Annotated in this window: 15 protein-coding genes and 1 pseudogene; 8 read left to right on the top strand and 8 right to left on the bottom strand. The window is 38.0% G+C overall.

Annotated elements, in window-relative coordinates; genetic code table 11:
• The first annotated feature begins 496 nt into the window (after window positions 1-496).
• From pyrF to ACFIK0_RS06540, 4 genes are all read left to right on the top strand, one after another.
• Window positions 497-1,342: an orotidine-5'-phosphate decarboxylase gene (gene pyrF / locus ACFIK0_RS06525; protein WP_375663676.1), complete on the top strand. Its 846-nt coding sequence runs from the start codon at window positions 497-499 to the stop codon at window positions 1,340-1,342.
• Between the two features lie 49 nt (window positions 1,343-1,391).
• On the top strand, window positions 1,392-1,649 hold the full coding sequence (locus tag ACFIK0_RS06530; protein WP_375657838.1) for a hypothetical protein: 258 nt from the start codon (window positions 1,392-1,394) through the stop codon (window positions 1,647-1,649).
• Window positions 1,650-1,695: 46 nt separating this feature from the next.
• Window positions 1,696-3,180, top strand: coding sequence for a histidine--tRNA ligase (gene hisS, locus ACFIK0_RS06535; RefSeq protein WP_375637755.1), 1,485 nt, complete (start codon window positions 1,696-1,698; stop codon window positions 3,178-3,180).
• Window positions 3,181-3,771: 591 nt separating this feature from the next.
• The gene (locus tag ACFIK0_RS06540) at window positions 3,772-4,305 is read left to right on the top strand and encodes a replication protein (protein ID WP_375637754.1); all 534 of its coding nucleotides are present in this window, start codon (window positions 3,772-3,774) and stop codon (window positions 4,303-4,305) included.
• An 882-nt stretch (window positions 4,306-5,187) separates the two neighbouring features.
• Here ACFIK0_RS06540 and ACFIK0_RS06545 read toward each other — a convergent pair.
• Window positions 5,188-5,712: a peroxiredoxin gene (locus ACFIK0_RS06545; protein ID WP_375631347.1), complete on the bottom strand. Its 525-nt coding sequence runs from the start codon at window positions 5,710-5,712 to the stop codon at window positions 5,188-5,190.
• A 217-nt stretch (window positions 5,713-5,929) separates the two neighbouring features.
• Between ACFIK0_RS06545 and ACFIK0_RS06550 the strand changes: the two genes are divergently transcribed.
• From ACFIK0_RS06550 to ACFIK0_RS06560, 3 genes and pseudogenes are all read left to right on the top strand, one after another.
• The gene (locus ACFIK0_RS06550) at window positions 5,930-7,558 is read left to right on the top strand and encodes an alpha-D-glucose phosphate-specific phosphoglucomutase (protein ID WP_375663677.1); all 1,629 of its coding nucleotides are present in this window, start codon (window positions 5,930-5,932) and stop codon (window positions 7,556-7,558) included.
• A 1,067-nt stretch (window positions 7,559-8,625) separates the two neighbouring features.
• Window positions 8,626-8,961: a zinc ribbon domain-containing protein YjdM gene (locus ACFIK0_RS06555; protein WP_375618296.1), complete on the top strand. Its 336-nt coding sequence runs from the start codon at window positions 8,626-8,628 to the stop codon at window positions 8,959-8,961.
• Window positions 8,962-9,836: 875 nt separating this feature from the next.
• Window positions 9,837-9,917: pseudogene (locus tag ACFIK0_RS06560) on the top strand (DUF4102 domain-containing protein); the annotation flags it as partial.
• A gap of 461 nt (window positions 9,918-10,378) precedes the next feature.
• On the opposite strand, the gene ACFIK0_RS06565 reads toward ACFIK0_RS06560, so the two are convergent.
• From ACFIK0_RS06565 to murJ, 4 genes are all read right to left on the bottom strand, one after another.
• On the bottom strand, window positions 10,379-10,957 hold the full coding sequence (locus ACFIK0_RS06565) for a NifU family protein (RefSeq protein WP_273790941.1): 579 nt from the start codon (window positions 10,955-10,957) through the stop codon (window positions 10,379-10,381).
• A gap of 59 nt (window positions 10,958-11,016) precedes the next feature.
• Complete coding sequence (locus ACFIK0_RS06570; RefSeq protein ID WP_273790942.1) at window positions 11,017-11,508, bottom strand: universal stress protein; 492 nt, start codon at window positions 11,506-11,508, stop codon at window positions 11,017-11,019.
• 63 nt (window positions 11,509-11,571) lie between these two features.
• Window positions 11,572-12,642, bottom strand: coding sequence for a tryptophan--tRNA ligase (trpS, locus tag ACFIK0_RS06575; protein WP_375662732.1), 1,071 nt, complete (start codon window positions 12,640-12,642; stop codon window positions 11,572-11,574).
• 60 nt (window positions 12,643-12,702) lie between these two features.
• Complete coding sequence (gene murJ / locus ACFIK0_RS06580) at window positions 12,703-14,274, bottom strand: murein biosynthesis integral membrane protein MurJ (protein ID WP_375637751.1); 1,572 nt, start codon at window positions 14,272-14,274, stop codon at window positions 12,703-12,705.
• Between the two features lie 401 nt (window positions 14,275-14,675).
• Between murJ and ACFIK0_RS06585 the strand changes: the two genes are divergently transcribed.
• Window positions 14,676-14,834, top strand: a complete 159-nt coding sequence (locus tag ACFIK0_RS06585; protein ID WP_375631323.1) for a hypothetical protein — start codon at window positions 14,676-14,678, stop codon at window positions 14,832-14,834.
• 288 nt (window positions 14,835-15,122) lie between these two features.
• On the opposite strand, the gene ACFIK0_RS06590 is transcribed toward ACFIK0_RS06585, so the two are convergent.
• The 3 genes from ACFIK0_RS06590 to ACFIK0_RS06600 form a co-directional block, all read right to left on the bottom strand.
• Window positions 15,123-16,901, bottom strand: coding sequence for a BID domain-containing T4SS effector (locus ACFIK0_RS06590; protein ID WP_375643580.1), 1,779 nt, complete (start codon window positions 16,899-16,901; stop codon window positions 15,123-15,125).
• A 4-nt stretch (window positions 16,902-16,905) separates the two neighbouring features.
• A complete protein-coding gene (locus tag ACFIK0_RS06595; protein WP_375663678.1) occupies window positions 16,906-18,342 on the bottom strand; it encodes a Fic family protein in 1,437 nt (478 codons plus the stop codon).
• Window positions 18,343-18,657: 315 nt separating this feature from the next.
• A complete protein-coding gene (locus tag ACFIK0_RS06600) occupies window positions 18,658-20,538 on the bottom strand; it encodes a BID domain-containing T4SS effector (RefSeq protein ID WP_375663679.1) in 1,881 nt (626 codons plus the stop codon).
• Window positions 20,539-20,839 lie beyond the last annotated feature (301 nt).

Consider the following 20,839-nt stretch of genomic DNA (forward strand, 5'->3'; position numbering starts at 1 on the left):
GGAATGCGAGTTTCCATGTTTTATCTCCTTGAATATGCTGGAGATACAATGCCTTTTTGCAAATTATGTTCCAAAAGGGATAAAGAGCCGCTAAAAAGGAATAGGAAAGATCTAAAGTTAAGATCGAGATCATCATGGTGGGGCATTTTCTTTTGAAACTTTTGTTTAAAACGCGTTCATAGAGAGTTTTTGTTGATCATAAAAAAGGGTGTGAAAATGACAAGGTACGCCTATAGGGCTTTATGAGGTCATAATAATATGGATGCTTTTTTGTTTATATTCTTTCATAAATTTGAATTTTTATCTCATGACAATGTCTTGGTCGATAAACATATGATAAGCGTTACGAATGGGAATATATTTATGTTTCATAAATAAAAGCACATTTTGTATAGAGAGCTCTTTCTTTGTGTTTTCGCTATTGTATTCTTTTGACAAATGGTTTTCTTTTTGATTGTATCAAAAAGTTTAAAGAGAGACCTTGTTAGGATATAAAATGTTTCGTTCAACTTTTTTTAAAAATCGTGAAATCTATGGACCTCTTTGTATTGGCTTTGATCCGAGCCATAAAGTTTTGCAATCGTGGAAACTAAGCTTTGATTATAAAGGTCTAAAAGATTTTTGTGATATCCTCTTAACAGCGGTTGTGGGTAAAGTGGGGATTATAAAGCCGCAAGTCGCATTTTTTGAATTATATGGTGTGGAAGGTCTTCAAGCTCTCAAAGAACTGATTGAAAATGCACACGAACAAGGCATATTGGTTCTGGCGGATGTAAAGAGGGGAGATATTGGCTCTACTGCTGAAGCCTATGGTAAAGCTTGGCTGGGTCCAAGCAGTGCGTTCAAAGCTGATGCCATCACAGTTAATCCTTTTTTGGGTTTTGATGCTCTTATTCCTCTGATAAAGGTTGCAGAAGAAACAGGAGCAGGAGTTTTTGTGGTTGTTCAGTCTTCTAATCCAGAGGGGAAACAAATACGAAATGCGCTTATTGGAGATCAGACACTCTCTCTTCATCTAGCACAGTGTATTTGTGATTATAATTCTCAGTCTCCGGTTCTCCATCATAATATTGGTCCCATAGGTGCGGTTATAGGAGCGACATTAGGATCTGAATCAAAAGACACAATCGAGCAGTTAAACAATAGTCTGTTTCTCGTTCCGGGTATTGGCGCCCAAGGTGGAACAATGACACAATTAGCAAATCAATTTCCACAAAGACTTTGGCAGAATGTTATTCCCTCTGTATCACGCTCTATTACAGATGCTGGACGAAATATTGTTGATTTAAAAAATGTTATCAATCATTTTGCAGAACAAGCGCAAAGCACACTGATGTCTTGAGGATTTTTGCATCTGTAATAAATCTGAAGAATTTTGAGAGGGAGGGCTTTTGAGGGGGATGTTTCCGATTTATCCAGAATCAACAGTTGCTTTGTGGTTTCGTTCAAAAAGCGCGGATGTCTTTTCATTGAATGTTAAGCGGGCATTTCATGTTGAGCGGGAGGCTATGTTCCTATTGAAAGTACAAATATTTTCAGTAGATTGCCTTAAGGGTAAAGGTTTACATCCTTCAAAAGCAAAAGCTTATGCATATTGTTACCAGTTTCCAGTTGATAAAGTTATTGCAGCGTTTGTTTCTATAAGATAGACACACGTTATCGGTGAATATATATATATTGTTGTTAGAGAAAAACATGTCATCAAAACAAGAAAAAACCAAAGCCCGTTTACCCCGTGGTTTTGTGGATCGTACAAGTGCACAGTTGTATGCAACTGAAACAATGATTGCGCAAATTCGTGAAGTTTATGAACTTTACGGTTTTGAAGCACTAGAAACTCCAATTTTTGAATATACAGATGTGCTGGGTAAGTTTTTACCGGATTCAGATCGTCCAAATGCGGGCGTTTTTTCGCTACAAGATGATGATGAGCAATGGATGTCTTTGCGCTATGATCTTACCGCGCCTCTTGCTCGTTATTTTGCCGAGAATTTTGAAGTTTTGCCAAAGCCTTATCGCAGTTATCGTCTTGGCTTTGTTTTTCGCAATGAAAAACCAGGTCCAGGGCGGTTTCGGCAATTTATGCAGTTTGATGCGGATATTGTTGGAACACCAACGGTTGCAGCTGATGCCGAAATTTGTATGATGGCAGCCGATAGTTTGGAAAAACTAGGGTTTCAGCATCATGAATATGCCATTCGTCTGAACAACAGAAAAATTCTCGATTGCGTTTTAGAGAAAATTGGTTTGGGGGGAAATGAGCAGGCTGAAAAGCGCTTAACTGTCTTAAGAGCAATTGATAAACTGGATAAATTTGGTTCTGAAGGGGTGCGTTTGCTTTTGGGAAAAGGGCGTTTGGATGAAAGTGGTGACTTTACAAAAGGGGCGGAGCTTAAGGATAAAGAGATTGAGTGTATTCTTACCTTAACTGTTGCTGGAGCTGAAACAGCAGAAGAAACGCTTGAGGTTCTTAAAGAAGTGGTTGGTGATCATGTTCAAGGGCGTGAGGGAATTCGTGAGCTTGAGGAAATGCAAGCAATTTTTGTCGCAAATGGCATTCAGAATCGTATCAAGATTGATCCATCGGTGGTGCGTGGACTGGATTATTATACAGGTCCTGTTTTTGAGGCTACGTTGCTTTTTGATGTTTTCAATGATGATGGGCAGAAAGTTGTTTTTGGCTCCGTTGGTGGTGGTGGGCGCTATGATGGATTGGTGGCACGCTTTCGTGGTGAAAACATTCCAGCAACAGGTTTTTCAATCGGGGTCTCACGCTTGATCGCTGCTTTGCAAAATCTTGGAAAGTTGCCTATGAAAGAGTCAACAGGGCCGGTTGTTGTGCTGATGATGGATAAAGAGCCAGAGGCGGTTGCTGGTTATCAAAAAATGGTGATGCAGTTGCGTGGTGCCGGAATTCGTGCTGAGCTCTATTTGGGGGCATCGGGGATAAAAGCGCAGATGAAATATGCAGATCGACGCCAAGCGCCTTGTGTGGTTATCCAAGGCTCACAAGAACGTGAGAGTGGAAAAATACAGATCAAAGATTTGATTGAAGGGGCGCGGTTATCTCATGAAATTAAGGATAATCAAACATGGCGTGAAAGTCGACCAGCACAAGTGACGGTTGATGAAGATCAATTGGTCAAAACGGTACAGGATATTTTAGCAGCCCAAAAATGATAATGGTAAAAGTCTTTATACAAGTGATTGTTCGAAATATTTTGGAAATTTGAAACTCAATTTTTTAAATTTGTACTTTGCTCGTTTACACGTGCTGACGCACGCGTTCAAAATCGAGTTTTTGGAGTGCGTGCGGAATAAAAGAGAGATTTTTAAAGAGGTAAATAAGCGCTATTTGCTATAAAATGTGCCCTTCTGAGGATGCAATGATAATGCGTTAAGATGAGCAAAAAAATTTTAACGAAGAAAAAACTCTGAGAAAATTAAAGGGTTTCACGTAACGCTTCTGCAAAAGTTTATAAAAATATTGACAAGTTCATATTGGCTTCATCTTTGAATTCTCATCTATGAGCATCAAATCCTTTGATGTTCTCTTCTTGGACATTACAAAATCTAGTCTTATTGCAAAAGGAGGGAGAACTAGAGCGTTTTATCCTAAAAGACTTTTTAAGCTTCAAAAAACAATGGAATGACTTAAATCGAACAATTTTTTACAGGAGCATGTTTGGATGAATTGTAAGCTGCCATAATGGTAACTTACTGATAATATGTATTATTTCATAAAATCAACTCTTTAATGGAGAAATGAAAATGGTCCAATATGATTTTACTCTGCTCTATGAACGAAATCCCTTTATTCTTGAAAGACCTGAGAATATTGGAAAGTCATTTAAACTTCCTCCTTCAAATTTCGGATTTGAAGATCTTCCGCAAATTACCTTTTCAGGCGCCTCGTCATGTCGGCGTATGATTTTTGGGCTATCATTTAGTGGTATGAAAGCATTTTTTGTGATGTTGTGGCAGATAGGGAAAATGTTAGATGAGGGGGATGATGTGGATTTATGGTTTGATCAGATAACATTGGATCATGATATTCTTGAGGAATTTTTGACTTGTGATCTTTCAATTCAAGAACCAGAATATCTTAATTTTGAAAGTTTTAAAGAAGGTATCAAAGAATTAGAAAAGAATAAAATTGTAGCGAAGGGGACAAAAAAAGATTGTTATTTCATCAATCCAGATATTTTTGGTCTTCCTGAATGTGATGAAGATTTTGAGTTCGATGAAGAGGAAGAGATAGAAGCACACTTTACGGTAGAATACCCGAATAAACAACTCCTTTAACCGTTTTTCTCTTAGAGAAAAATAAAAGCTTAGAATAAATGGCCATGAGAACAGCAATGAGTCTGTTTATGGTATGTGAATTGGAATGTTTGCGGGATCTGTTTTGATTTAATATTCTCCATGAATGGTTCTTTATGCAGAGCGGTTTTTATGCCATATTTTCTTCTTTTTATGAGACATAAGTTAATTTGAACTGTGCACCTCTTCAAACAAATGTTTGATCTGTATTTTCTTTCTTGATACTTTTGTAAACTTTGCAGTAATGATGTTCATAGCTCTTGTATTTTGGCGCGTTTACGAGAGGTATTTTTACTCTTTTTAATCGTTTATTCATATGCCAATCCCACTTGCTAATGAGCAAGAAAATAGTTTTAAGGGATTCAATATAAGAAGGGATAAAATAAAACAATTTTATGATATTCGGCTCCTCTCATTCAATATGCAAAATTATAAATTATCTTTATAAATCAAAGTATTGTTCGATACAAAGTTTTTCTCAGTATGAGAAATTTAGCATTGATCTTGCATATTTCATCAATACGTTAGTCCTTGATGTTTCTGAGAGAGTTTTGCATGAATTTGCGCATTTGGCAATTGCATCCCCATTTTTTGATAGCGTGCAACAGCTTTTAACTCTTTGATTTTTTAGCCCCACAACGGATCCAGATTTTTCATCAGCAATTTTTCAAGTTTTTTCAAAGCCGTTAAAGCATGAAATATTTATTGAAAAAATTATTGCTGTAATATTTTCTCACAGAAGGCGCACAATCAACTTATCGTGTCTGTTTTCACGAATAGATGTTGTAAAAAGTAAACGACACAAATCTTCCTCCTCAGGAAATTTGTGTCGTAAAATTTTGTTTAAATAGACGATTGGGGGAATTAGCTTTTCAAGGCTTCTAAAACATGTTGTGGTGAAGAAACTTCATAAGGATCTGTTGCACAATTATCTGAAAAACCTGCTTCTTCGAACCATTGTTCAACCACACCATCATTAATAACAGCTGCATAGCGCCATGATCGCATGCCGAAACCAACATTGTCTTTTGCAACCAGCATACCCATTTTGCGTGTGAATTCACCAGAGCCATCGGGAATTAATTTCACGTTTTTGATATTTTGTGCTTTTCCCCAAGCATTCATGACAAAAGCATCATTGACGGAAAGGCAATAAATTTCATCAATACCCGCTTGTTTAAATTCATCATAGAGTTTTTCAAAATCAGGCAGCTGAAAGGTTGAGCAAGTAGGGGTAAAAGCTCCAGGAAGAGAAAAAAGAATAACACGCTTTCCTTTAAAGTAAGCATCGCTGTTAACTTCTTGCCACCGATAAGGATTGTCTCCAGCCATTGATTCATCGCGTACGCGTGTGTGGAATGTTACATTGGGAACTGTTTTTTTCATCATCATGATGCTCCTGTATTCTTTTACGAAAATTTTGTTTTAAAACAGCCTTCGTATTTAAAAACATATGGCAAAAAGCGTTTTAAACAAAAGGGCTTCTTTAAAAATTCTTACTTCTAACGAGTGTGCAAATATTTCACACTTCCGTCAAGTAGAATTAATGGTCGACTTTGGATACTCTTCACCTTAAAATTATAGGAAATCATATAAAGGTATTGATATGACCATAAAGACAGTTTTAACCACGGCTTTTGAGGGGCAAAAACCGGGAACGTCTGGTTTGCGCAAAAAAGTGTCTGTTTTTCAACAACCCCATTATGTAGAAAACTTTATACAGTCTCTTTTTGATAACATTGGGCCTCTTGAAGGAAAAATGTTGATTCTTGGGGGAGATGGGCGCACTTTTAATCGTACTCTTCTTCAGATTGTGTTGAAGATGGCGGCGGCGCATGGTGTTTCTTGTATTAAAATGGGAAGGGGCGGTATTCTTTCTACACCTGCTGTTTCGCATCTTATTCGTAAAACTCATGCCCATGGTGGACTTATTCTTTCTGCAAGCCATAATCCTGGTGGTCCAGAGGGAGATTGTGGTATCAAATACAATGTTTCCAATGGTGGACCGGCTCCTAATTCTTTATGTGATGCTATTTTTGCAACATCGCAACGTCTTTCCTTTTATAAAATTCTTGAAGCACCAGATATTGATTTAGATAGGCAAGGTACGGTCTTTATGGGAGCCATGCGGATTGATATTATCGATCCTGTCACTGATTATGTTGCTTTGATGCAGGAGCTTTTTGATTTTGACTGTATTGCTAAGGCCGTTGCTCGAGGTCTTACTTTACGGTTTGATGCCATGCATGCGGTAACAGGGCCTTATGCTCATGAAATTTTTGAAAAATGCTTAGGATTTTCTGAAGGGACAGTGGTTAATGGTATTCCTTTGCCAGATTTTGGAGGCGGTCATCCAGATCCCAATTTGGTTTATGCCAAGGCTCTTTATGATTTATTGATGTCAGAGCAAGGACCAGATCTTGGCGCAGCCTCTGATGGTGATGGAGATCGTAACCTCATTATTGGTCGTGGGCAATTTGTCTCGCCTTCGGATTCTTTGGCTATTATGGCTGAACATGCACACCTTATTAAAGGATATCGAAAAGGTGTTGTGGGGATAGCGCGTTCTATGCCAACGGGGCGTGCTGCTGATTTAGTTGCGGAAAAACACGGATTAAACTTTTTTGAAACGCCAACGGGATGGAAGTTTTTTGGAACCCTTTTGGATGCGGGGAAAGTAACCTTTTGTGGTGAAGAAAGCTTTGGAACGGGCTCTCATCACATCCGCGAAAAAGATGGTTTATGGGCTGTCCTATTTTGGTTAAATCTTTTAGCGGTAACAGAAAAAACTGTCGCACAGATTGTTCAACAGCATTGGTCCACCTATGGGCGTTTTTACACGTTACGGCATGATTATGAAGAAGTCGAAGCAGATAAAGCTTTGGCATTACTAGAGTATTTGCGTGCGCACTTACCACATGCAGGAACTGAAATTGCTGGATTTTTCGTCAAAAAAGCAGATGATTTTACATATCATGATCCTGTTGATCAGAGCGTTAGCACGCGGCAAGGTATCCGTATTTTTTTCGAGAATGGAGCACGGTTGGTGGTTCGTTTGTCGGGAACAGGGACGCTAGGTGCTACTTTACGACTTTATTTTGAACAGTATGAAAGTGATCCGCGCAAACACAATTTTAATCCGCAAGAAGTTCTCCAACCTTTGCAACAGGTGGCACTAAAACTGTTAAACATACAACAAGCATTGGGGCGAGATCGTCCTGATATTATCACCTAAGATCATTGGAATGTTTTTTTGTAAAGGTATGATGATTGATCACATGGATGTGATTTTAGGGGCGTGATTTTATGTGCCATAAGCCAGAGCTTAACTCTATTTTTAGGCGAGACTTGTTTTTTCCTCTCTTACATATCAATCGGATTCCTAAAACTGCCGGATTCTTAAAACTAAATGCTGTAGGAAATTATAATCGAGCATAATCGGAGCATTTATGTCCAATGGGTTTGCTCAATGGCTTGATAGAAATTTTTGTTTAATAGGGGAATGTTTCTCATACAAAACAAAATACGATCATTGTTGCACATTTCATATGTTTGTTTTAAAGAAGCTTCTCTCTCAAGACGCTAAAAACGCATCTTATGCGTGTTGCTTTGAAAGGGATAACCGGCCATCCATTGAGCAGCATCATTTTTACGCTTATGAGAGAGTAAGACGGCACCATCATTCACTTTGCCCGCTTTCAATGTTGGCTCTTATATTTGAGAGTGTTTAGTATTTTGGATAATCGTTTTACACGGATTTTCCTACTTGTAACATGCAAACAAAAGGCTTTGGTTGTTTCAATGTAAAAGGGGTTGAGAGAATCTCAGCTTATTTATCGGCTCTCATTCAATATACAAAACCATTAACTATGATCATAAATTAGTTTGTTCTCTAACATTATGAATGCTTTACTTAAATAAAAGGTCAAGTTGAGGCTATCATTTTCTTGTTTCTCAGTTTTTAGCTCTTTGGAAGCGTTTTTATTCAGAGATGTTCCTTTTCTAATAGTTTTTTATTCATTCGTTAATTGCATTGCTGATGTGTAAGAAAATGATTTTGATTAATTTATTAGAGAGAATGAAGTGAGTAAATTTTATGATATGCGGGGGCTCATTTAAGTTATATAATGATCAATCATTTTTATAAACTCATGTATGGTGTGTGATGATAGCATTCATGAACACAGTTGGCAGATGAGGATTGAAACAAAGGGAAATGTTTTTCTAAAATAATGGACAATAAGCACTTCTTGCTTTATGACCAGTCATAATGAATGATTTTTCTTTTAATAAGGGGAATTTATGACCCAATATCCCAAATGTCCTCGTTGTGATTGTCTTTATACTTATGAAGATGGTGAAAATTTTGTGTGTCCTGAATGCGCACATGAATGGCCGCAAAAAAACGATGATACGGTTCTTGTCAATACTGTTTATGATGCCAATGGTCAGATTTTAACAAACGGAGATACCGTTATGGTGATAAAAGATCTGAAAGTAAAAGGCGCTTCATCTGTTTTAAAAGGTGGTACTAAGGTAAAGAATATTCGCTTGGTGGATGGAGATCATAATATTGATTGCAAAATTCCAGGGATTGGTCAGATGAGTTTAAAGTCGGAGTTTGTGAAAAAAGTTTAAGCATTTGTCCTCTTGCAATTGTTTTTGGATTTCGTTGGTTTTCTATTTTTACATTCTTCTCTAATTGGGCATATTTTCCTCCAGTGGCTTCTTTTCTTGTTTCATAGATTACACCAATCAGATAGAAGCAATATGTTTTCCTTTATTGCAAAGCCATGTATCGCAGAGAAATAGCGACTCTGTCTTTTTCTTTTAATATGCGGTATGGGGGACTGGATGTTGACTCACAAGCAACAATAAAAGTATGCGCTTTATGAGAAGAACAATACCGTAAAGTAGACAAACTTATTCCTGCTGAATTGAAAAAATATTCTCATTTTTTGTATCAGATAATTTTTCAAACAACCATAATAGATCTGGCTTCAATGTATTTATTTTTTACAGGTAGTTATATTTTTGCGTCATGTTTATGGAAATGAGATTGAAAATGATAGGGGGGGAATTCTTGATTTTAAGAATGGAAAAAGGACGCTATGATCTTGATAAGGTCTTATTGCCATGCATTTTCCAGCTCTTAGTACTGCAACAGTCTCTTATAAAAGTGTACATAAGAGCTATTAAAAATAGTTTTTGTTATTATCCAGTTTGTGCTGTGTAAGCGGACGATTTTGATTGATGCAATAAAAACAGAATTGAAATAAGAAGAATGTCAGAATTCTCATTGCAAGTTGCAAAATGTGATCTTTGTCGAGTGGCTGAAACAACATATTGATTTATAATAGTAAATTAGCGTTATTCATATTGAATTAGAACCCCGAATAACGTGGGATTCTCTCATTTCAAATCTGTTCCATGTTGAATCAATTAAAATCACTTGCTTGCACACCACAAGCGGGGCTGGCGTGTGGGTAAAAATGAGGAAAGAAAGGATTAAAATGACTCTTATGAATCGTCTTAATGAAAGAGCTGTCGCATCATTAGGGGCTGGCAGATATGATGATGGTGCCGGCTTGCTACAAGGAGTATTTTGCGTGATTTGTCGTTGGAAGCACTGAGAAAGATAGAGCAAATGAGCACTCTATCTTACAATGTTTTCTTTTTTGGGTTTTCTTTTTTGGGTTTTCTTTTTTTTAACGAGGTCGTGTTTTCCTCGTTAAAATTGCATGACAAGATTATAAAACAAAATAAATTTAAAGTGCACACCCATGCATTGTACTTCTGTGTACGATTGGTTTGTTGAAATAACTTATGCTTCTTAAAGGGGGCTTTGAAATCTTTTTAAGGCATATGTGGAGGTGAAAGGTGAGTGAAGGTATCATTATTGGACAGATTTTTTTAACAGTACTCTATCTTTATGGCTGCATAGCTTACTTCTAAAATTTCAGGAATAAAATGACGTAAGATCTTTACATTCCATGTTTGAGCGCTGTTGAAGAGGGGCAATCGGTGTGGTTATTTTATCTATTGAGGTCAATATTTATTGTGGCATGGCTTCAACGCCTAAAACTTCAGGGATAAAATGACGTAAAAGGTTTTCAATACCATGTTTGAGAGTTGCCGTTGAAGAGGGACATCCAGCGCAGGAGCCCCGCATATTGAGATAAACAATACCATTTTCAAATCCGCGAAAAGTAATGTCTCCACCATCATTGGCAACCGCTGGGCGGATACGCGTTTCAAGCAGATCTTTAATGGTTAAGACAATATCAGCATCTTTTTCGTCATAAAATTCTTCGTTAAGGGCATGGGTTTGTGCTTGTGTTGTAGCGTTGGTGGTGATCACTGGCTCATTGGATAGAAAATGTTCCATGATTGTGCCTAAAATGACGGGCTTGAGATGTTGCCATTCCCCTTCTTTTTTGCTTACGGTGATAAAATCATAGCCTAAAAAAACACCATTGATATTGGGAATATTAAACAGTTTAGCCGCCAAAGGTGAGTTTTTAGCTGCTTCTTCAGGGTCACGAAATTCTAATACGCCCTCAGAAAGAACCACGCGTCCTGGCAAGAATTTAAGAGTTGCAGGGTTTGGGGTGGTTTCAGTTTGAATAAACATAGATTCTCCTTTTATAATGAAGGATTGGGAAGATCTTACATTGTAGAATATTATATTTTTTAGGCAATAGATCTAATATCTTCATCGGCAAGATTGCTAGGAATAACAATGACAGGGATTGAAAAAGCTGTTCCTTTATTCCCGATTAATTGAACAAGGGGTCCTGGTCCTTCTGTATGTCCACTGGCTGCTAAAACAATTAGTGCAATCCTTTTATCTTCGTCGATCAGTTTGGAAATCTCATCAATTTTTTTTCCTTCTCGCACCACTATTTCTGTTTCAAGCGCATGGGTGGTGCGGACTTCACTGGCAATGTCTCCTAATATTTTATGAGCACTTTGCTTTGATTCTGTGCGCATAACGTTGTTTACACCCAGAAAATGTTGAAATTCTACACTATCAACGACACAAAGTAATACCAATGTTCTACTGGTGTTTTGGGCATGTTGTGCGGCAAACGCAACGGCACGCCGACACTCTGGTGTTTCATCGATAATGACTAAGTTTTTTTTCTTTGGTTCTTTTTTCGGATTTTTGGGTTTGGAAATCATGCACTTTCTCTATTTTGTACAAACGATTTTTTTTGCTCTCTACAGTTTTTAGTTTTATTATTTTTATGTATCGTGCAAAAATCCAATAATTTCACGAATTTTTTTCATATTTTCTTCTGCGAGCATACTAGCACGTTTAGCGCCATCATGCAAAACAGAGTCGATATAATCACTTTCTTGATGAAGTCGACGTAATTCTTCTGTTATAGGGGCAAGCTTATGGACAACAAGGTCGGCTAGAGCTGTTTTAAAATGCGAAAATTGTTGACCAGAAAATTCTGAAAGAATCTTTTCTTTGCTAACTTTGGCAAAGGCAGCATAAATACCAAGCAGGTTGTCCACTTCTGGTCGTTCTTTTAAAGCGGTGAGGGTATCGGGAAGAGGAGCCGAATCCGTTTTGGCTTTGCGTATTTTTTTTGCGATAAGATCAGCATCATCGGTCAAATTAATGCGTGAAAAATCTGAAGGATCTGATTTTGACATTTTTTTCGTCCCATCGCGCAAAGACATAACGCGTGTGGCTGTTGTTCCAATAAGCGCCTCTGGGAGGGGAAAAAAGCCTTGTCTTTTTTCTTCATCTGTTTGCATAGAGATACCAAAATTTAATTCGGCAATACGCTGTGCATAGTCGTTGTTAAATTTTTGTGCAATATCGCGTGTGAGTTCAACATGCTGTTTTTGATCTTCGCCTACTGGAACATGCGTTGCACGATAGACTAAAATATCAGCGGCCATCAAAGTGGGATAGGCAAAAAGCCCTAGGGATGCTTTTTCGCGATCTTTTCCTGCTTTATCTTTAAATTGTGTCATGCGTTGAAGCCAGCCAATACGGGCAACACAATTAAAAATCCAGGCGAGTTCAGCATGTTGAAAAACACGTGATTGGTTAAAAATAATGTGTTTTTGAGGATCAATACCGGAGGCTAAAAAGGCTGCTGTCACTGTTTTGGTGGATTCGCGTAAAGTAAGGGGATCTGGGTTGACTGTGAGCGCATGCATATCCACAACACAATAGAGGCAGTGATGAGAGTTTTGCAGTTCAACCCAACGCTGAATGGCTCCAAGATAATTGCCAAGATGTAAATGACCACTCGGTTGTACGCCGGAAAAGACAAGTGGTGTGAAGGTATCCATAGGAGTGCTCTTTCTTCAATTAAGGTTATTCATTTTATTTTTTTTGACAAAGTATAGATATTATGAGCGTTTTTTCAAATTTTTAAGCGTGTGAAAAAAGGAACGGGTGTTGAATAAAAAATAGGCACTAAAATAGATCAAAAATATGCCAATCATGATCCCAGCTAAGGTGATCGCGCGCAAGAAAAATGATGCTTGTGAGGATAAAGGAAAAGACAAAAAAACACACACATTCAATCCGTAATAGAGGGCTAGTGCACTCAAAAGAGTTGCCATCATGAGACATAATATTCGCTTTATCAGTTGGAAGTCGTATTTCCAATAACCGCGTTTGATAAGGACACTCCACAGCAACAGGGTGTTGGCCCATCCAGAGGTAATTTCAGCAATAACAATGCCTCGTGCAGATAGAATAGGAAATAATGTTAAGGCGAGACTGATATTGATGAAAACGCAAATACCTGTAAAAATCATCGGTGTTTTGGTATCTTCATGGGCAAAAAAATTAGGAATAAAGACCTTAATAAGAACAAAAGCTGGAAGTCCTAATCCATAAAGTTCTAGTAATTGTGCAACATGGTGTGTTGATTGACTGGTAAATTGTCCTCGCTCAAAGAGCAAACTGACAATGGGAGTGGAGAGCAGCAAAAAAGCAATGGATGCTGGAAGTGTTAACAACAATGTTAATTCAATAGAGCGATTTTGTAAATGGTGGGTTTCTTTATGCTTTTTGCTCCGCAAAGCGCGTGTTAATTCTGGTAAAAGAACGGTTGCAACGGCAATGGCGATTACGCCTAAAGGCAATTGGTAAAGACGATCAGCGTACATCAAAGAAGAGACAGCACCCGATTGGCTAGAAGCAATGTTGGTATTAATGAGCAAATTGATTTGTGTGATGCCACCCGTAATGGCTGCTGGGAATGCTAAAGTTAATAGCTTGCGAACATTAGGACTTAAATGGGGCTGGCGGAAGGAAATTTTCATTCCACTTTGACGCAAAGCAAGGGCAATTAAGGTGAGTTGAAGAAGCCCTGCTGCTAATACACCCCAAGAGAGATTTAAGCCGATATGCCAAGCGTCAAGTTTATAGATCCAAGCATAGGCAAGCACACCAATCAGAATAATGTTTAAAAAGAGTGGGGCAATGGCGGCAATAAAATAGCGTCGCAGCGCATTAAGCATGCCCCCCATCATGGCAGCAAGCGACATGCAGGTTAAATAGGGAAACATGATTGCAGTAAAGTGAATGGTAGCGTTAAATTTTGTTGCATCTTCGGTAAAACCTGGGGCAATAATGGTTCGTACCAAAAAAGGCATACTCAGTTCCATCGCAATCGTTAACAGTAAGAGCAGCGAAAAGAGAACGCCAAAGACTTCTTCTGCAAATTTGCATGCCGTTTCGTGACCTTCTTCAGTGATTTTTTTTGCAAAAAGAGGAATGAAAGCAGCGTTAAAGGCACCTTCAGCAAAAAAACGACGAAATGTGTTGGGAAAACGAAAAGCAGCGTTAAAGGCATCAGAAACAGGACCTGTCCCTAGGGCTGCTGCCATAAGCATTTCGCGTACGAAGCCAAAAATACGGCTCATAAGGGTTCCGGAAGCAACTGTTGCAATTTTTTTAATCAATGTCATAAAGATATATCAACTTTGTTGTAAAAGAGAAGCGATGACAGGAGAAATAAACCGTTTTAAATCGTAAAAATCTGATCTCTATCCTAATCAAGGATACTTTTGGAAAGCGTTTTACGACGGTGTTTATCTCTCTGTCAACAATGGTGCTTGAAGACTTTTTTATGCTCCTTGTTTACTGTTGCATTAAAATTTTTATTGTTGCCATAAAATAATTAAAATTTCTTTTTCAAACTGAAATATGGGAGAAATATCATAACAGTTTTAAGGGACATATAAGGATATATAATGATAATTTCTCTTTATGTTTTGATGTCGTGAATAATGCAACCCAATACCGTACTGTTTTACGTGAGGGGCATGACCCTATTTAAAGAACGCAAATAAAATAAAAGCATGAAACAATGTGCAATTTCCATTATTTAAAAAACAGCGCTTTAGATGTTTTAAAAAGTCGTAAGGTTGAGCTAAAAGGGGATGGTAAAGCTGGTGATTGGTTTTCACTTTTACGGCTTTATGTTCTCTCCAAATTTGGCTGCCTTTTCGTTTTAGAGATTACATAAACAAAAGGATAGGAAGACGTGATCTTTCAACAGCATTTTGTCTGTTTTTAGCACGACAGGTAATGAAAGTGATTCATTATCATTTTCAAAAATGATTGATCCTTTTATTTTTCCTGTTTAGGTTTCTTTTCACAGTTGATGAGGATAAAATCTGAGAAAATAAGATAAAATTGCTCTCTCATGGTTTCCATTCTCGTTGAGGTCGATTGATTTGCCGATGAAGGCAGGGGGGGGTAAAGGCTATCATTTTCACCAGAGAGGGTAAAAAAGTTAAAGTTTATGAACCTTTTAGATATTCATTGCCATCGCTTTTGCGTGCTCTGTTTTGTGAGGTTGAATATTTTCTTGTCTTTTAGGACTCTGATTGACGTTTTCTGTCATTTTTTGCACTTTAATTGCTTCTTTATCGAGAGTGTTGGAACATTTTTTTTCATTATTTTTCTTTATAGATTGATGCTGGATAGATTGATACTGGTTTGGTGCTAAGCGCTCATCGAATTTATGGTTATAAAAATACATGGGTTGTATATGCTGTTCTATCTCTTTTATCTGCTTGATTATTTCCATAATCTCTTTTGCTTTAACGGTTGATGTACCAAGACTCTTCGCAAGTTTTTCAGGATTATTTTCCTTTATAGCTTCATGCTCGCTTGAGGATAAGCGCTCATTGATTTTTTTGATATAAGTCCTTATCTCCCCCCTTAATTCAGGAGAGTTTGATAAAGTTTCTTGCTGTTGTGCTTTTGACAAGGAAAAGAGATTTTTCATCCAAGCCTCAGGAATTTTTACCGACTGTTCACACCGCCTTTGTTTTTCATGATGGGTATGGAGAATGTCTCTTTCTGTTTGTTTAAAAATATTGATATAACGATCAATGGCTCTACAGAGGGGCAAAATATTTGCTTCAGCATGGGCACGCGCGTTGTTTTTTATGCCAAATACATTGCTACCAGAAAGCTTAGAAATAGATTGGGGAGAGGTGGTAATTTGATAGGTGAGCTGTTCTCCTTCAGTATGATTTTCATGGATCATCTCAATTCTTTCCTGCAAAATATGACGATTGCCATAAATGATTTGGCACAAAGTTTCTATTTCTTTTCTTCTTGCTTGAATGGATGCGTTGTTTTTTATCCTTGTGGCAATTTCATTGCTGGTAAGGGGGGCTATTGTTTGTGCGGGGATAAGCACTTCTTGCTGGTTTTGAATTTTTGGTGCTGTAAAGGAGAGGGCGTCACCGATTTTTAATGTCTGTATTTGCTCTGGGGTGAGATCTTTTTTATTTCCCAAGATGAAAATCCCGTTGGCATCAAGCATGAAGCCATTGGGTCCACTGCCTCTGTAGAAGCCTTTATAGGTATGACCTTCTTTTGCTGTTATAATAAGATGATTATGAAGACTCTCAAATCCGATATGTTTCATATTGTCCATGAATTCTTTTAAAATAAGTATTTTTTCTGGATTTGAGATATCCTCAAGCAGATGCTTCATCTCTTCTTTATCGTTATGTTTTAGCGATGCAATGCTGGCAAGATTCATGCGTTTTTCTGTTACAAGAGAAAAGTCGAGTGTGTGGCCAGCAACTTGCCCAAGTTTTTCAAAAAACATTCGTTGTGTGCGTCCATTACCTTCTCTGAAGGGATGCGTATAGTTGAGCTGTATCAACATTTCAGTGACATGTTCAATAAATGTTTCGCGGGTTAAGCCTTTTAAACTATTCGTTTCAGCAAGTATTTTATCTAAATTTTCTAGTCCCTCTTGTATCTGTTTTGCTGAGGCAAAAGAAATCCCAGCTTTTTTCATCATTGGCATATAAGCAACGGTACCATCTTCAAATGTAAATGGTTTTTCGCGTGTTTGTCCGGCCCATTCAAAAGTATTTTTAAATAGGGTGTGATGAATATATTGGAGATATGTGGAAGTTAGTTTTTGCGGTGGCGCTTCTTGGCGTAGATGAATGATTGCTTTTGTTGTATCATGGGCACATTGCACTTTTAATTTTTTATAGTCGTTTATTCCATATTTATTTTTTAAGGTGATACTATTAGGGCAAAAGAAATTACGGTACATTGTCTTATTTTCTTCGGTTTGAGGCGATGAGGATAATTTCTCCTGTAAGGTGAGAGGGACGGTGTCCGTTTTTTTTTGTACCAGTGTCCCAGTATGCCATTGCTTTTTTTGGGGGCTGTTTCATTCTTTCTTGATGATCAGAGCGTTTTTCCTTTGTCATTTGGACAGATATTGGATTATTTGTCGCTGTATTGCTGGTCTGTAAAATGTTTTTTTGGAAATCTTTTTGCATTTGCCTCATAGAGGAAGAAGATTGAGCAATTGGTTTGGTCATTTGTTCTTGTTCTTGCAAATTTTCGGGCATAACTTCAATGCTGTCATGTAAAGCATGAGGGGCACTCCATGGTGAAAAATGGGCTTTTTCTTTTTTCTTTGTTTGAATGGATGCGTTGTCTTTGCTCTTTTCAGTTATTTCATCGTTTGTGAGAACGGCTCTTTTTTTTCTGGAAGCAATGTTTTTTTCTGGGTTTTGAGTTTTGGGCGCTGTAAAGGAGAGGGCGTCACCGATTTTTAATGTCTGTATTTGCTCTGGGGTGAGATATTTTTTATTTCCTAAGATGAAAGTCCCGTTGGCATCAAGCATGAAGCCATTGGGTCCACTGCCTCTGTAGGTACCATGATAGGTTTCTCCTTCTTTTGCGACGACAGTGAGATAATAATTTTTTTCATCCAATCCAAGCTCTCTCATAGAGTTGGTAAATTCTTGTAAAATGAGCAATTTTTCTGGATTTGAGATATCCTCAAGCAGATGCTTCATAGGCTCTGGATCGCCATGTTCCATGGCAGCGGCGCGGACAAAGTCTTTACGTTTTTTGCTCACAAGAGAAAAGTCTAGCTCATGTCCTGCTGCTTGAGCGAGTTTTTCAACAAACAGTCTCTTTGTGCGCCTATTGCCCTCTCTGAAAGGATGCAAGTGGTGCAAATCTATCATTATTCCAGCGGCTTGTTCAACGAATTCTTCGCGCGTTAAGCCTTGTAAATTATTCTTTTCAGAAAGCGTTTTATCTAACTTTTCTAGTCCCTTCTGTATTTTTCTGCCAATCGCAAAAGGTTTTGTAAATTCTTTTCTTTTCAAAATGGGCATAGAAGCAACAGTACCATCTTCAAATGTAAAAGGCTCTTCGCGTGTGTGTCCGGCCCATTCAAATGCACGGGAAAAGAGGCGTTGATGAAGGTATTTTAGATAAGAGGCATTAAACTGCTCTGGTAGAGGTTCTTGATGCAGTTTTATCATTTCTTTTTTTACATCATTAGAACAGCATTCTTTTAATATTTCTTTATCTTTGATGCGGTATTTATTTTTAAGCACTTTGCTATTGGGGTAGAAAAAATTTTGCGCTTCTTCATTGATTTGCTTTGAAATGGCTGCATTAATTACAGAGTGTTGTTCTTGCAATTCTTCCTGTGTAGAGGAGGCACAATGTTCTGTGTTTTCTTTCATGCATATTTCCTTTCAAATGTTAACATTATTTTTTGAAAGCTTTTTTATATTTTTTGCCTTTTATTATTTTATGGTGTTTTCTTTAAAGAAGAATGCCTATTTGAATGATTGAAAAAATTGACCTTATTCGCATGGAACAAAGTTAAAGTTTGTAATTTTTATGAAGTATTATCGTGAAATTTTATCAATGAATTCTGTAAAATAATGGGGTGTCTTATTCAAAGTTTTCTGTATTTCACACACCGTCTTTGATGCAATCTTGGCAAGATAATTGCACCAAAGTTTTGGATAAAAAGCCAACAATTGTGAGATTTATCACGACAAAGCCATTGCTTTTGATGCTTCGGCTCTGCGCGGTCGAACTTGCGGCTGGTCTTCTTGTCTAGAAGTTTCTGTAACCTCTTTATGCCGCTTTGCTGTTGAGCGTTCAGGCAGCTTCAGGGGCTGCGATAAGCTTTGCTGCTTTTGTAATTTTTTATCGAGATCGGTAGGTGGTTGATAACGTTTTTGTTGTTCTGCCTGATGGTTTTGCACAATGGTTTCTCTTAACTGTTTTATTGTATCAGCATAGTCCTTAATGGCGGTACAAAGGGTAGGGATATTTTCTTCAGCGGCTTTGCGTGCTCCGTTTTTTATGCCAAGGGTTTTTCTACCAGCAAGTGGAGCAAAAGATGTAGAATCCTTTTCAATTTGAAATACAAGCTCTTCTCCCATCTCTGGAATTTTGTGCATATCTTCCATTCTATATTGTAAAATAAATGGATCATCATAAACAATTTGGCACCAATATTGGATCTCTCTTTGACCATATTGAACCGATGGATCTTGTTGAACTCTGCGGGCAATTTCCTGATTTGAGAGAGGCTTTATTTTCTTTTCTGAATTGAGCGAATTTTGTAAATGTTGATTTATTGGATCTTTCTCTTGTGCTTGTCGCTGATGTTGTTGTTTCGTGTGAAAACCTTGTGAAATATTTTCACTTTTTGTATATTTTGAAGTATACATATAACCGTTAATAGCAGCACATAGGGTAGGAAGAGTTTCTTCAGCTTGTTTGCGCGCGTTATTTTTTATGCCGAGAACTTTTCTACCAGCAAGCTTAGAAATAGACTTAGGCTGTTCTGTAATATCCCATAAGAGCTGTTCTCCCATATTGGGGTTTTCTTTGATTGCTTCTATTCTTTCTTCTAAAATAAGCCTGTTGCCATAAACCTTTTCGCACAAAAATCGTATTTCTTCTTGATATGCTACGAGTAACAGCTCTCTTTCCATTGTATTAATAGATGATTTTTGTCCGTGAGACGGTTTTGGTTGTTCAATTGCTGTGTGTGGAGAGGCAGGTTTTGGGACGATAGTATCGCTTTGTTTTCTGTTTCCCATACGGTGCGGTTTTCTTGAAGGTGGGACGGCATATGTTCCACTGTCTTGTGATGATGAACTGCTTTGCTGTCTGACTTTCATATGTGATGGTGTTTTGGGTCTAACACTTGGGTCGTATGTTTCAGGATTTTGGATTTTTGTACCGTTTTGCACTCTGTCTCTCATGCGTGGCGATGTTTGCGAAGTAGGCGTTGCATAGAGGTGTTCTCTCTCTTGAACCGTTGTTTTGTTTTGTCCTCTATCTTTTGCACGTGGTGGTCTTTGTGGAGCTGCTTTTGTGTGCGGAGAGGAGTTTTCTTGGATTTGTGAGCTGGGGATTTTTGTGCCGGTTTGTGCTTTTTCCCTCATGCGTGGGGGTGTTTGCGAAGTAGGCGTTGCATAGAGGAGTTCTCTCTCTTGAGCTGTTGTTTTGTTTTGTTCTCTATCTTTTGCACGTGGTGGTCTTTGTGGAGGCGTTTTTGTGTGCGGAGAGGAGCGTTCTTGGATTTGTGAGCTGGGTTGTAGATTTTCTTTTGTGCGTGGGGGTTTGGGCGGAGCTACTTTTGTTTGTAGAGGAGGTATCTCTTGGGTTTTGGTGCTGGGGATTTTAGCGCTGGAGGGCATTGTGCTGGTTTGAGTGTTTGCTCTCATGCGGGGGGGGGGCGGTGGCGCAACCTTTGGGTGGTGTGATAAATTTTCTGGGCGTTTTTCTACAGTTGGTTTTGGCAAATTTTGAGAAACTTGGGAAGGAGGGGTTCTGGTGGGGGATTGTTCAGCCGGTTGTTGAAATTTTTCCATCATTTCGGTGATAAAAGGGGAGGGATTTCTTTTTTTCATGCATGTTCCTTTCAAACTCTTCCAATATTGTTTTTAAATACTATTTAAAAACGTACGTTGGTTTTTATTCTGTTTTATGCTTTTTTACTCGGTCTTTACGAGAGCAGATATCAAACTGAATGGTTTCACAAGATGGGGCTTTCTTGGCTCAGATCATAATCATTTTCTAAAGATTGTTTTCTCCAGTGTTTGGGTTAAGGGACGGAAAAATAAATTTTCTATCAATTTTCTCTCTTTCTTGGCGCAAACACCCCTGTTCTGTGTTGCGCCAAGATGTTAGATTTAATGTGAAAACTTATGT

This window comes from Bartonella sp. CL63NXGY, assembly GCF_042194905.1.
Lineage (GTDB): Bacteria > Pseudomonadota > Alphaproteobacteria > Rhizobiales > Rhizobiaceae > Bartonella.